11 protein-coding genes are annotated in these 12697 nt (G+C 66.7%); 3 read left to right on the top strand and 8 right to left on the bottom strand.

Translation table 11 applies throughout. From position 1 onward, the window contains the following. Positions 1 to 41 precede the first annotated feature (41 nt). The 3 genes from yajC to queA all read right to left on the bottom strand — a co-directional run bounded on the left by yajC (position 42) and on the right by queA (position 2893). Positions 42 to 374, bottom strand: a complete 333-nt coding sequence (gene yajC, locus ACFWZ1_RS05830; RefSeq protein WP_231324575.1) for a preprotein translocase subunit YajC — start codon at positions 372 to 374, stop codon at positions 42 to 44. Between the two features lie 296 nt (positions 375 to 670). Further along, complete coding sequence (tgt, locus tag ACFWZ1_RS05825) at positions 671 to 1810, bottom strand: tRNA guanosine(34) transglycosylase Tgt (protein WP_439665737.1); 1140 nt, start codon at positions 1808 to 1810, stop codon at positions 671 to 673. Between the two features lie 54 nt (positions 1811 to 1864). Then, entirely contained in the window at positions 1865 to 2893 is a 1029-nt protein-coding gene (gene queA / locus ACFWZ1_RS05820; RefSeq protein WP_439665736.1) for a tRNA preQ1(34) S-adenosylmethionine ribosyltransferase-isomerase QueA, read from the bottom strand. Between the two features lie 209 nt (positions 2894 to 3102). Here queA and ACFWZ1_RS05815 point away from each other — a divergent pair, with 209 nt between their 5' ends. After that, positions 3103 to 5091, top strand: coding sequence for an acetyl-CoA carboxylase biotin carboxylase subunit (locus ACFWZ1_RS05815; RefSeq protein WP_439665735.1), 1989 nt, complete (start codon positions 3103 to 3105; stop codon positions 5089 to 5091). Positions 5092 to 5179: 88 nt separating this feature from the next. On the opposite strand, the gene infC is transcribed toward ACFWZ1_RS05815, so the two are convergent. Continuing rightward, the gene (gene infC, locus ACFWZ1_RS05810) at positions 5180 to 5707 is read right to left on the bottom strand and encodes a translation initiation factor IF-3 (RefSeq protein WP_425600838.1); all 528 of its coding nucleotides are present in this window, start codon (positions 5705 to 5707) and stop codon (positions 5180 to 5182) included. Positions 5708 to 5752: 45 nt separating this feature from the next. Next, positions 5753 to 7654, bottom strand: a complete 1902-nt coding sequence (gene thrS, locus ACFWZ1_RS05805; protein ID WP_439665734.1) for a threonine--tRNA ligase — start codon at positions 7652 to 7654, stop codon at positions 5753 to 5755. 340 nt (positions 7655 to 7994) lie between these two features. Here thrS and ACFWZ1_RS05800 point away from each other — a divergent pair, with 340 nt between their 5' ends. Further along, on the top strand, positions 7995 to 9002 hold the full coding sequence (locus ACFWZ1_RS05800) for an NAD-dependent epimerase (protein WP_231324565.1): 1008 nt from the start codon (positions 7995 to 7997) through the stop codon (positions 9000 to 9002). 26 nt (positions 9003 to 9028) lie between these two features. Here ACFWZ1_RS05800 and ACFWZ1_RS05795 read toward each other — a convergent pair whose 3' ends face one another. Together ACFWZ1_RS05795 and ACFWZ1_RS05790 are read right to left on the bottom strand one after the other, a co-directional pair. Next, positions 9029 to 9733: a hypothetical protein gene (locus tag ACFWZ1_RS05795; RefSeq protein WP_231324563.1), complete on the bottom strand. Its 705-nt coding sequence runs from the start codon at positions 9731 to 9733 to the stop codon at positions 9029 to 9031. A 479-nt stretch (positions 9734 to 10212) separates the two neighbouring features. Then, positions 10213 to 10662 carry a CopD family protein gene (locus ACFWZ1_RS05790; protein WP_439665733.1) on the bottom strand — a complete coding sequence of 150 codons (450 nt, stop codon included), beginning with the start codon at positions 10660 to 10662 and terminating at the stop codon, positions 10213 to 10215. A gap of 199 nt (positions 10663 to 10861) precedes the next feature. Here ACFWZ1_RS05790 and ACFWZ1_RS05785 point away from each other — a divergent pair, with 199 nt between their 5' ends. Then, entirely contained in the window at positions 10862 to 11239 is a 378-nt protein-coding gene (locus ACFWZ1_RS05785) for a YajD family HNH nuclease (protein ID WP_231324558.1), read from the top strand. A 45-nt stretch (positions 11240 to 11284) separates the two neighbouring features. Here the strand turns inward: ACFWZ1_RS05785 and ACFWZ1_RS05780 are convergent, their stop codons facing one another. Continuing rightward, positions 11285 to 12490: a S41 family peptidase gene (locus ACFWZ1_RS05780; RefSeq protein WP_439665732.1), complete on the bottom strand. Its 1206-nt coding sequence runs from the start codon at positions 12488 to 12490 to the stop codon at positions 11285 to 11287. Positions 12491 to 12697: the final 207 nt, after the last annotated feature.

The following is a 12697-nucleotide window of genomic DNA, read 5'->3' as shown; positions in this document are numbered from 1 at the left end:
CGCGACCCCCTCGGCCGCGGCGGATGGCCTGGCTGGCCTTGTCAGGACGACTTCAGCGTGCCCTTGGGCAGCACCTGCGAGATGGCGCCCTTCTGCAGCTTGATCTTGACGTTCGGCGCGATCTCGACGGTCAGGAAGCTTTCGCCCACCTCTTCCACGCGTCCGGCGATGCCGCCGTTGCTGACGACTTCGTCGCCCTTGGCCAGCGCCGTGACCATGTTGCGGTGCTCCTTCTGGCGCTTCATCTGCGGCCGGATCATCAGGAAATAGAAGATGACGAAGAGTGCGATCAGCGGCAGGAAGCTGAAAAGCGGGTTGCCCGGTGCAGCGGCGGGAGCAGCCTGGGCGATCACCAGGGACATCGGAAGGCTCATCGTTTCATCCTGCAAGTAGCGGCGTGGACAGGAAATTCCCGTCCGCGCCAGAAAAAGGTCTTGGATTATGCCATGCACCCCAAGGGCATGCACGGCGGCTTCACGCGTTCCTGCATGGCGGCGCGGACCGGCGTTTGCAAGCTCCGCGCCTTGGTAAGCAGGCCTGAAGGGAAGTTCCGGCCGGCGCGCGTCGACCTTGCAGGAGCGCCCTTGGACGCGACCGCACATCCATCCACCGAGGGTCGGAGGCTCGGCCGACATGGCGGTCGCGCACAAGGGCGCTCCTGCAAGGGATCCTATGCCGCGGCGCCCTGGCGGCGGGCGTAGAACGCGGCAACGAAGCTTTCCAGTGCCCCGGTGGCGATCGCCTCGCGCAGCTCGGCCATCAGCCGCTGGTAGTGGCGCAGGTTGTGGTGCGTGGCCAATTGGCTGGCCAGTATCTCGTTGCACCGGTCGAGATGGCGCAGGTAGGCGCGACTGAAGCCGTTGGCACAGGCATAGCAGTCGCAGCCATCCTCGATCACGCGGGTGTCGTCGGCGTACTTGGCGTTGCGGATGCGCAGGGTGCCCTCGGGCACGAACAGGAAGCCGTTTCGTGCGTTGCGGGTGGGCATCACGCAGTCGAACATGTCGATGCCGCGGCGTACCGCCTCGACGATGTCCTCGGGCCGGCCCACGCCCATGAGGTAGCGCGGCTTGTCCTGGGGCAACAGGCCTACGGTGAAGTCCAGCGTGTGATTGCGCTCGGCCTCCGGCTCGCCCACGGCCAGGCCGCCGACCGCGTAGCCGTCGAAGCCGATGCCGACCAGGCCCTCCGCCGAACGGCGGCGCAGCGGTTCGTACACGCCGCCCTGCACGATGCCGAACAGGGCATTGGGCGGCTTTGAACGGGCACGTTGCAGCTCGTCGAACGCGCGGCGCGAGCGTTCCGCCCAGCGCAGCGACATCTCCATCGAGTCCGCGGCCTGCTTCTCCGTGGCCGGATAAGGCGTGCACTCGTCGAAGATCATGGCGATGTCCGAATCCAGCACCGTCTGGATCTTCATCGACACCTCGGGCGACAGGAACACCTTCGAGCCGTCCACCGGCGAGGCGAAAGTCACCCCGTCCTCGGCGAGCTTGCGCTTGTGCGCCAGGGAGAAGACCTGGAAGCCGCCCGAGTCGGTGAGCATCGGCTTGTCCCAGCCGATGAAGCGATGCAGGCCGCCGAACTTTTCCACGATCTCCAGGCCCGGGCGCAGGTAGAGATGAAAGGTGTTCCCCAGGATGATCTCGGTGCCAAGTTCCGTGAGGTCGCGCGGGGTCATCGCCTTGACCGAGCCGTAGGTGCCCACGGGCATGAAGGCGGGCGTCTCGACGGTGCCACGGCCGAAGGCCAGGCGGCCGCGGCGGGCCGCGCCGTCGCGGGCCAGCAGTTCGAAAGTCATGGAAGTCATCGCGGCATTATCGCATTGCCACGCGCCTGCTCCCTCTTCCCTCGGGGAGAGGGCCTAGGCGCGCGGCAGGATCAGCATCGCATCGCCATAGGAGAAGAACCGGTACCGCTCCCGCACCGCATGCCGGTACGCCTCCAGCACGAACTCCCGTCCGGCCAGCGCCGACACCAGCATCAGCAGCGTCGACTGCGGCAGGTGGAAATTGGTGATCAGGCCGTCGATGCTGGTGATGCGGTAGCCCGGGAAAATGAAGATCTGGGTTTCGCCGGCGAACGGATGCACCTGCCCGTCGATCGTGGCGCTTTCCAGGGCCCGCACCACGGTGGTGCCCACCGCGATCACCCGCCCGCCGGCCGCGCGCGTTCGACGCATCTTCTCCACCAGCGCGGCGCCCACGTTGAGCCATTCGCGGTGCATCGTGTGCTGGTGGATGTCCTCCACGCGCACGGGCTGGAAGGTACCGGCGCCCACGTGCAACGTGACGTAGCCGGTGTCCACGCCCAGCTCGCGCAGGCGCTCGAGCAGCGGTTCGTCGAAGTGCAGGCCGGCGGTGGGCGCGGCCACGGCGCCTGGCTCGCGGGCATAGACGGTCTGGTAGCGCTCCATGTCGGCGGCATCGGCATGGCGCTGGATGTAGGGCGGCAGCGGCATCTCGCCCAATTTCGAGAGCAGCTTTTCCAGCGGCTCGGACGATTCGAAGCGCAGCTTGAAGAACGCACCGTCGCGACCCAGCACCGTGGCATGGCTACCGTCGCCAAGCTCGATCCGGCCGCCTTCCTTCGGTTTCTTGCTCACGCCGAGCTGCACGGTGGCCTCGTGCGCGCCGGTGACGCGTTCGATCAGGATCTCCACCGCGCCACCGGATTCCTTGCGCCCGTAAAGCCGCGCCGGCAGCACGCGGGTGTCGTTGAACACCAGCAAATCACCGGGGCGCAGGAAGGACGGCAGTTCGCGGAACCGTCTGTCTTCCAGCGTGCCGGCGGCCGGGTCCATCCACAGAAGCCGACTGGCCGATCGCTCCGGCAGCGGTGCCTGGGCGATCAGTTCGGGCGGCAGGTCGAAATCGAAATCGGACTTCTTCAAAGCGTGTCTCGCAGGGCCTTTTGCAGGAGCGCCCTCGGGCGCGACCGCCGAGCCCCCGGTCGCGCCCAAGGGCGCTCCTGCAGGGAAAGCCTGGCGGCGACCGACAATGATAGCCCTCCCCGGCCAGCCTCGTGCTGCGCTGCGCATCGGCTACACACGTCTTATCTGTTAATTTCGCGGGCTTTGCATCGACTCGGGACCGACCCTGCATGTTCGAGCGCGTACTGATTGCCAACCGCGGCGAGATCGCCTGCCGCGTGATCCGCACCTGCCGGCGCCTTGGCATCCACACCATCGCGGTGTATTCGGAGGCCGACAAGGACGCCCAGCACGTGCGGCTGGCCGACGAGGCCTGGCCGATCGGCGGCCCGCGCCCGGCTGACTCCTACCTGCGTGGCGATGCCATTCTGGAAGTAGCGAAGAGCACCGGCGCGCAGGCGATCCATCCTGGCTACGGCTTCCTGTCGGAGAACACCGGTTTCGCCCGCGCCTGTGTCGAGGCGGGCATCGTGTTCATCGGCCCCAAGCCCGAAAGCATCGACGCGATGGGTTCCAAGGCGGCGGCCAAGGCGCTGATGGAAAAGCACGCCGTGCCGCTGGTCCCGGGCTACCACGGCGAGAACCAGGAACCCCCGCACCTCGCCGAGCAGGCGCGCAAGACCGGCTTCCCGCTGATGATCAAGGCCGCGGCCGGCGGTGGCGGCAAGGGCATGCGCATCGTGCGCGGCGAGGACGAGTTCGCCGACGCGCTGGCCTCGGCCCAGCGCGAGGCGGCCAATGCCTTCGGCGACACGCGGGTGATCCTGGAACGCTACGTCGAGCACCCGCGGCACATCGAGTTCCAGGTATTCGGCGACTCGCACGGCAACGTGATCCATCTGAACGAGCGCGAGTGTTCCTCCCAGCGCCGCTACCAGAAGGTCCTGGAAGAAACGCCCTCGCCTTTCCTCACCCCGGAGCGCCGTCGCGCCATGGGCGAGGCCGCGGTGGCCTCCGCAAAGGCGGTCGATTACGTCGGCGCCGGCACGGTGGAGTTCATCGTCGGCGCGGATGGCGAGTTCTTTTTCATGGAGATGAACACGCGCCTGCAGGTCGAGCATCCGGTCACCGAGGAGACGCTGGGCCTGGACCTGGTCGAGTGGCAGCTGCGGGTCGCCGCCGGCCAGCCGCTGCCGCTGAGGCAGGAGCAGGTCAAGGCGCACGGCCACGCGATCGAGGTGCGCCTTTACGCCGAGGATCCGGAGCAGAACTTCCTGCCAGGTTCCGGCAAGCTGCTGCGGCTACGCCTGCCTTCGCCGTCGAAGCACGTGCGCATCGATGGCGGCGTGGTCGAGGGCGACACCGTCACCATCTTCTACGACCCCATGATCGCCAAGCTGATCGTCTGGGACGCCGACCGTCCGCAGGCGCTGGAACGCCTGCGCCAGGCGCTGGCCCAATGCGAGATCGTGGGTCCGAAATCCAATATCGCCTTCCTCGAGCGGCTGGCGCGACACCCGTCGGTGGTCGAGGGACGCATCGACACCGGCTACCTCGACCGCCATCTGGACGAGTTCCTCCAGGGCGAAGCGCCGCCGGCCGGCCGAGTGCTGTTCGCCGCCGCGACCGCGGCGCTGCTGCAGGAAGAACGCAGCGTATCGTCCAACGCAGCCGACCCTCATTCCCCTTGGGCCAGCGCCGATGCCTGGCGCATCGGCCACGCCGGCAAGCGCGTGGTAGCGCTGTCGCTCCATGAGCAGCGTTACGAAATCGCGGCCCACGGTCATGGCGGCGACTACCGGCTGGAACACGGCGAGGCCGCCTGCGACGTCCACGGCGCACGCCTGGAAGCGGATGCACTGAGCGCCCGTTTCGACGGCGAGGCCCAGCGCCTGGGTGCGCTGGTCGACGACAGCCGCGTCCTGCTGCACGACGCCGCCGGCCGCCGCTACCGCTTCGTGCGCGCCCCCGCCTTCGCCTGGGCGTCGACCGAAAGCGCCGGCGGCAACCAGATCGTCGCCCCGATGCCCGGCCGCATCGTGCTGGTCAAGGCCAAGCCCGGCGACAGCGTCGAGGAGGGCCAGGAGCTGCTGGTGATGGAAGCGATGAAGATGGAGCTGGCGCTCAAGGCGCCGCGCGCCGGCACCATCGAGAGCGTCAGTGCGACGCAGGGCGAGTTCGTCGAAGCGGACGCGGTGCTTGTGCGCTTCGAAAGCTGAGGCGCGCGCGGTCTGCTCCCTCTCCCCACCCTGGAGAGGGTTCAAAAGGGAGGCAAAGAAAAGGCGGCCATCGAGGCCGCCTTTTTCGTTACTGCTTTTTCTTCGGTCCGATCATCATGACCATCTGGCGTCCTTCCAGCCTGGGGAAGGATTCCACCTGACCGTTGTCGCCGACGTCCTCCTGGATCTTCCGGGCCAGGTTCTGGCCGAGGTCCTGGTGGGACATCTCGCGGCCGCGGAAGCGGATCGTGACCTTGACCTTGTCGCCCTCTTCCAGGAAGCGAAGCATGTTGCGCAGCTTGATCTGGTAGTCGCCCACGTCCGTCACCGGGCGGAACTTCACTTCCTTGATCTCGACCTGCTTCTGCTTCTTCTTGGCGGCCTGGGCCTTCTTCTGGGCTTCGAACTTGAACTTGCCGTAATCCATGATGCGGCAGACCGGGGGGTCGCCGTTGGGCTGGATCTCGACCAGATCCATGCCCGCTTCCTGCGCCATGGCCAGCGCCTCGTCGCGGGTCAGGATGCCCAGCTGTTCCGAGTCGGCGCCGATCACGCGCACGCGCGGCACGCGGATTTCGAGGTTACGGCGGTTGCCCTTGTTGTCGGTGGTAGCGATACCACTATCCTCCAGAAGAGTTATTGAATTAGGCCACGGCGAACATCAACGCCGCGTTTCGGCCTGAAGTCGTTCGACGAAGTCGGCCAGCGGCATGCTGCCCAGATCCTCGCCCGAACGGGTACGCACGGAAACGGCCCCCGCTTCCTTCTCGCGGTCACCGACCACGAGGAGATAAGGGACCTTCTGCAACGTATGCTCGCGGATTTTATAGCCGACCTTTTCATTGCGCAAATCGGCCTGGGCGCGGAAGCCTTTGTCGACAAGGGCTTGCGTCACCTCGCGGACATAACCGGCCTGGGCGTCGGTGATGGAAAACACCGCCGCCTGCACCGGCGCCAACCAGGCCGGCAGGTTGCCGGCGTGGTGTTCGATCAGGATGCCGATGAAACGCTCCATCGAACCCACGATGGCGCGATGCAGCATGACCGGGTGGCGCTTCTGCGAGGCCTCGTCCACGTACTCGGCGCCCAGGCGCTCGGGCATCATGAAGTCGACCTGCATGGTGCCGACCTGCCAGGCGCGGCCGATCGAATCCTTCATGTGGTACTCGATCTTGGGGCCGTAGAAAGCGCCCTCGCCGGGCAGCTCCTCCCACTGCACGCCGGCGGCCGAAAGCGCCTTGCGCAGCGCGTCCTCGGCGCGATCCCACACTTCGTCCGAACCGATGCGCTTGTCCGGGCGCAGCGCGATCTTCAGTGCGATGTCCTGGAAACCGAAGTCGCCATACACCTGCATGGCCTGCTGGTGGAAGGCGGTGACCTCAGGCTCGATCTGCTCAGGCGTGCAGAAGATATGGCCGTCGTCCTGGGTGAAGGCGCGCACGCGCATGATCCCGTGCAGCGCGCCCGAGGGCTCGTTGCGGTGGCAGCCACCGAACTCGCCGTAGCGGATCGGCAGCTCGCGGTAGCTGTGCAGGCCGGTGTTGAAGATCTGCACGTGGCCGGGGCAGTTCATCGGCTTGAGCGCGTAGGTGTGCTTCTCCGACTCGGTGAAGAACATGTTCTCCGCGTAGTTGTCCCAGTGGCCGGACTTCTTCCACAGCGACACGTCCAGCACCTGCGGGCAGCGCACTTCCTGGTACCCGCTCTTGCGGTACACGCGGCGCATGTACTGCTCGACCTGCTGCCAGATCGCCCACCCGTTGGGGTGCCAGAACACCATGCCGGGGCTTTCTTCCTGCTGGTGGAACAGGTCCAGGGCCTTGCCGATCTTGCGGTGGTCGCGCTTCTCGGCCTCCTCCAGCTGGTGCAGGTAGGCCTTGAGGTCCTTGTCGTTGAGCCAGGCGGTGCCGTAGACGCGGGTCAGCATCGCGTTGTTGCTGTCGCCGCGCCAATAGGCGCCGGCGACCTTCATCAGTTTGAAGGACCGAAGCTTGGCCGTATTGGGCACGTGCGGGCCGCGGCACAGGTCGGTGAAGTCGCCCTGGGTATAGAGCGAGAGCTCTTCGTTGGCCGGGATCGACTCGATGATCTCGGCCTTGTAGACCTCGCCCAGATCACGGAAGAACGTCACCGCCTCATCGCGCGACTTCACCGAGCGCGAAACCGGCAGTGCCTCCTTGACGATCTTCTCCATCTCCGCCTCGATCTTCGCCAGATCGTCGGGCGTGAAGGGGCGCTCGTAGGCGAAGTCGTAGTAGAAGCCGTTCTCGATCACCGGCCCGATGGTGACCTGCGCGCCGGGGTAAAGGCGCTGCACCGCCTGCGCCAGCAGGTGCGCGGTGGAATGGCGCAGGATCTCCAGCGCCTCGGGACTCTTCTCGGTGACGATCTCCACGCGGGCGTCATGGTCGATCGGGAAGCTGGCGTCCACCAGCTTGCCGTCCACCTTGCCGGCGAGCGTCGCCTTGGCCAGGCCGGCGCCGATGGAGGCGGCCACGTCCTGGACGGTCACGGAATGGTCGAACGGCTTCTTGCTGCCGTCCGGGAGAGTCACTTCGATCATGGATGGAACCCCGGAAAATCAAAAAAGGGCGAAACGCCCTTTTGTGCAACGGAACAAAGGCGTCGGGAGGTCAGCGATGGAAAGCGGTAGTTGCCATGTCGCACGCTCGACCGGCGCTTACGCGCGGGCCACCTCGAACCAATCAGGCCCTTAGTCTAGCCGAGAATCCCCCGCAGGAGCGCCCTTGGGCGCGATCGCCATGTCCGCGCCAGTCGGCGACTTGCCGACGACGGTCCCGCCCGGGGCCGCTCTTACAAAATGGTAGGAGCTCATGCACCTGCGCCCGCCCCTCACGCCCCAGCCCGCTAGAATGCCCCGTCCTAAACAGGAACCGTAACGGATGCGTATCCTCGTCACCGGCACCGCCGGCTTCATCGGCGCCGCACTCGCCCAGCGCCTGCTCGCGCGCGGCGACGAAGTCTTCGGCATCGACAACCACAACGACTACTACGACCCGTCGTTGAAGGAAGCGCGCCTGGCGCAGTTCGCCGACCACCGTGCGTACACGCACCTGCGCGCGGACCTGGCCGATGCCGAAGCGGTCGACCGCGCCTTCGCGACGTTCCAGCCGCAGCGCGTGGTGAACCTGGCCGCACAAGCCGGCGTGCGTTACTCCCTGAAGAATCCGCGCGCCTACGTACGCAGCAACCTGGATGGTTTCCTCAACATCCTGGAGGGCTGCCGCCACGGCAAGGTCGAGCACCTGGTCTACGCCTCCTCCAGCTCCGTCTACGGTGCCAATCGCAAGATGCCTTTCGCGGTGGAAGATGCCGTCGACCATCCCGTCAGCCTGTACGCCGCCAGCAAGAAGGCCAACGAATTGATGGCGCACAGTTACAGCCATCTTTACGGCCTGCCCACCACCGGGTTGCGCTTCTTCACCGTGTACGGACCCTGGGGCCGGCCCGACATGTCACCGATGCTGTTCGCCGACCGCATCAGCCGCGGCGAGCCGATCGACGTCTTCAACTTCGGCAACCACAGCCGCGACTTCACCTACATCGACGACATCGTCGAGGGCGTCATCCGCACGCTCGATCACCCGGCCCAGCCCGACCCGTCCTACGATCCGGAACAACCCAATCCCGGCACGTCCAGCGCGCCCTACCGCGTGTACAACATCGGCAACGACCAGCCCGTGCAGCTGCTGCGCTTCATCGAGCTCCTGGAACAGAACCTCGGCGCCACCGTCGGGAAGAACCTGCTGCCCATGCAGCCGGGCGACGTCCCCGACACCTGGGCCGATGTCTCCGCCCTGCGCCGCGACGTCGGTTATGCGCCGGGCACTTCGATCGAGGATGGCGTCGCACGCTTCGTGAAGTGGTATCGCGAGTACCACGGGCGCTGACCCGCTACGTCGCGAACGCAACCTGGCTACCGGGGCCCGTTCCTGCCCATGCCCGGAAGCCCCCACTGCTCCAGCGTCATGTGGGGCCGCGCCCAGTGCAGCCAGGCGATGGCCACCGCCATGCCGCCGAAGGTCAGCGGCCCGCCCGGCCAGGAGTGACCGGGAAACACGTACATCACGCAACCGGACAGCGCCAGCAGAAGTGCCGGCTGCCAGGCGCGGCCGGCCCGGTACAGCGACAGCGCGGCCGACGCGGCGCCAACGGACAATGAAAGCCGTCCGATCAGCGCCAACAGTGGATGGTTGGTTCCACCGAATACCGGATGCATCCAGACGACATCGATCGGCGCCTGCCACGCACCCGGCTTCCCGGAGGCGTGTGCCGCCTCCACCAGACTGCCCACCACCAGTCCGGCGGCAGTATCGAAAACCACGAAGCACAGGGCGAACACAAACAGCGCCGCCCGGCAGAGCTTCGCCGCAACACCGGCCTGTGCGTTCACCAGCGTTGCCACCGAAAACGCGGCCAGAGCGAATAGCGGCAACTGGATGTAGTGCACGATCAGCCATGTTCGGACGTCCATGGCAAGCAGGTGGTGGCCTGGATGCGGATGGAAGACTTCCAGGATCGCCAACGCGGCGGGTGCCGCGGCAGCGAGCAATGCATGGCGCGCGCGCACGCGGCGTGCCTGGTCCAAATCTTCGAACGTGGCAGGCTGGTAGATGTTCATGGGGGTCGATCCGGGGAGAACCGGCTGCCGCAACGGCAAGGCCAGCATGCGGCGTTAGCGCCGCGGATTAGGCCCCGCCGCCGCCCCAGTCATGCCCTGGCATTCTTCGACACCAAGGCCCGGCCGCCCGATGGTACGGCCGCGACACCAACGGCAAAGCCGCCGGGAGGCGCCGTGGCCGCGTCTCCAGTTTTTTTTGCGACAAAGGAACGCGCTCCGCGATGAACGCGGAATGGAACCGCCGAGCAAGCTTGGAAAATCTGCAATACCTGAAACGCTCGTGCTGCCACAACGCGCCAGCGCTCGCTGGTATGTCAGGACCTACGTCGGTCTAGCGGACCGAAAAGTGCACCCGGACACCAATGCACCGGTTGACGATTAGACACCCGCGAACGTAAACCGGCGGTCGAGAAAAGTCATGGACGCGCGTGATCACCGCACGGGGCAGCGAATGCGTTGCAATGGGTTATCGGTTCGAATCAGAAAGGCTTGGCCAGCACCAGGAAAATCACCCCCAGCAACAGCAGGACCGGCAGTTCGTTGAGCCAGCGCAAGACCAACGGCGAAGGCAACGCGCCGCCTTTCCCGCAGTGCTTCAACATCCGCCCCACGACCACGAAATAGGCCAGCAACAAGGCCACCAGTCCAAGCTTGGCATCGATCCAGTGCATGCCCGACGCCACGTTAGGCAAGGTCGCGGGAAACAGCCGCCAGCCCTGCCACAGCACCAGGCCGAACAGGAACGCGACGCCGAACATGTTGTGGCCGAACTTGTACAACCGCCGCCCCATCAGCAGCAGCCGCTCCCGCACGGCCGCATCGTCGCCGGCCTCGGCGAGGTTGACGAGAATGCGCGGCAGGTAGAAAACCGTCGCCATCCAGGCGATGACGAAGAGCAGGTGGAAGGACTTGATCCAGAGGTAAATCATGCTGTGGTCCTTGTGACGGAACGCGCCATTGTGGCTCAGCCGGCAGGCGCCCCTCCAGCAAGCACCCGGACACGACCTCTCCGGTTGTCGCCCGGGCCGCAGGCTCACGCTGACGCAGTCCCCGAACCGGTCGACGATGACGCGGCAGCCAGCACCCGCACACGCGATAATGCCGACCGAACCGCCACGGGATCCCGCCATGAGCCAACGCACGCCTGACTCCGCCAAACTCGACCGCATCGTGGCCGAGGCCCGGCGCGCCGCCGAACAGCGCGAACTCGGCTACCGCGAACGTGCGCTGAAGATGTATCCGTGGGTGTGTGGCCGCTGCGGGCGCGAGTTCACCCGCACCAATCTGCGCGAGCTGACGGTGCACCACCGCAACCACGACCACGATTTCAATCCGCCCGATGGCAGCAACTGGGAACTCCTGTGCGTGTACTGCCACGACAACGAGCACTCCCGCTACATCGATCACGTACGCGGTGCCGGCTACGAACCTGTCGAGCAGGCCCCCGCCACCGGCAACCCGTTCGCCGACCTCAAGGCTATGCTCGAGGCCAAGGGCAAGCGCTGAGTCCGGCCGCTCACGGCCACCCCGTCGTACTTCGGCGTTCCCGCCTCATCGTGATATCGCAGCAACCAGCGCGCGCGCCTGGTCGGTGGCGTCCCCTTCCATCGGCAGCACTACATCCGGCGCAATGCCCTCGATCTCGTTCGTGCCGTTGTCCAGGAAGCGCGCGCAGTTCGGCATGCGCACGTCGAAAGGACTGGCTCGCAGCCGCGTGCGGCCACCGCCGTTGACGTAGCCGCAACCCGCGCCGGCGGTGGTCTGGCCAAGCACGCGTGCGACCTTGTTCTGCTGCAGCCAGGCGACGAAGTCCTCCGATGCCGATGCGGTATGGTGATCGGCGAGGATCCACACCGGCCCGGTCCATACACCCCTGCCCTGCAGGGTGAGTCGCTCGCCCTCGGGCTCCAGTACCGGGCACGGCGCGGCGGCGCCTCGCCACACGATCGAGCGGTCGCACGCAGGCGCGACACGCCGCGGCTGCGCGCGCGACAACGACCGGTCGGTCAACAGCGCGACCACCTCGGTCACCCACTCGCTGCCACCCCCATTGCCCGAGACGTCCACCAGCAGTCGGCGTGCACCGCGCGCCCGCAGTTCGCCGATGGCCTCCACCAGTCGGCGCCCCTCCAGCTCGCGTACCGCCAGCTGCAGTTCCCGCCCGCCAATGCCCGGACGAAATACCTGCCGGCAGGCCGTGGCGTAGGCGTCCTCGCCGAACTGCGCGATGCGCAACACGCCGAGATCGCCCAGCATGCCGGTCGGGAAATCGCCCGTGCGCATGGGAGTCCAGCCCGCCAGACCGGCGAAGGGAAAGTGGAACGCATGGTCGCCCTCCTCGTATCCGGCGGCGGCGCAGTCCTTGCCCGCTGGCGGATCGGCCTCGACCGCCGCAGCGGCGGAGGCAGGAGCGGCATCGGCCACCGCCGCTGCGGGCATGACGGGTCGCTCCCCCGGCACGAGTCGCAGATGCGGATCGTTGAAGGCCCGGGCGAACCGGCGCAGCGCCAGGAACGCGCGCACGTGCGAATGCGCGCCATCGAGCGCAGCCGTGGTCCGCCGGTCGAGCGCGGCCAGGTCCAGGCTGCGGTGCGCAGCGATCCAGTCCAGGTTCGCGTAGCCCTGTGCCATGTCCTGCTTGAGGCGAGCGTAATCGGCCTGCCAGGCGCGCGCGTCGTAGGTGGCCGCGTCGAACCCGGCAGTGACGAGGACCAGCCCGGCGAGCACCAGCAGAGCGCGGCGGAGAAAGCGTGGCATGGCGGCATTCCGGTAAGGGCTGGCGCCCGATTCTAGGCGCGGACCCGGCCGCGCAAGCGGGCCAATAGTCACGCAGGAGCGCCAACGACCGGTCGCGCAGATCGTCGGGCCTCCCCGACAAACAACGCCAGGCCCATGACCGATGGGATCCGCGAAAGCTGGTGCGTGGTTCCAGCCGTAAAGACGTCCGTCGGGAGCCTGATGGAC

Origin of the sequence: Frateuria sp. GZRe14 (assembly GCF_051900395.1) — a bacterium.
GTDB classification, from domain to species: Bacteria; Pseudomonadota; Gammaproteobacteria; order Xanthomonadales; family Rhodanobacteraceae; genus Frateuria_A; species Frateuria_A edaphi.
The sequence above is the reverse complement of the archived record's forward strand: the minus strand, read 5'-3'. Positions and strand labels throughout refer to the sequence as shown.

Bases quoted from the DNA above. Each gene is read 5' to 3' on its own strand.
- ACFWZ1_RS05815 (WP_439665735.1), top strand. From the start codon at position 3,103: ATGTTCGAGCGCGTACTGATTGCCAACCGCGGCGAGATCGCCTGCCGC.
- tgt (WP_439665737.1), bottom strand. From the start codon at position 1,810: ATGACTTCCATGACTTTCGAACTGCTGGCCCGCGACGGCGCGGCCCGC.
- ACFWZ1_RS05790 (WP_439665733.1), bottom strand. From the start codon at position 10,662: ATGATTTACCTCTGGATCAAGTCCTTCCACCTGCTCTTCGTCATCGCC.
- thrS (WP_439665734.1), bottom strand. From the start codon at position 7,654: ATGATCGAAGTGACTCTCCCGGACGGCAGCAAGAAGCCGTTCGACCAT.
- ACFWZ1_RS05800 (WP_231324565.1), top strand. From the start codon at position 7,995: ATGCGTATCCTCGTCACCGGCACCGCCGGCTTCATCGGCGCCGCACTC.
- ACFWZ1_RS05780 (WP_439665732.1), bottom strand. From the start codon at position 12,490: ATGCCACGCTTTCTCCGCCGCGCTCTGCTGGTGCTCGCCGGGCTGGTC.
- ACFWZ1_RS05795 (WP_231324563.1), bottom strand. From the start codon at position 9,733: ATGAACATCTACCAGCCTGCCACGTTCGAAGATTTGGACCAGGCACGC.
- ACFWZ1_RS05785 (WP_231324558.1), top strand. From the start codon at position 10,862: ATGAGCCAACGCACGCCTGACTCCGCCAAACTCGACCGCATCGTGGCC.
- yajC (WP_231324575.1), bottom strand. From the start codon at position 374: ATGAGCCTTCCGATGTCCCTGGTGATCGCCCAGGCTGCTCCCGCCGCT.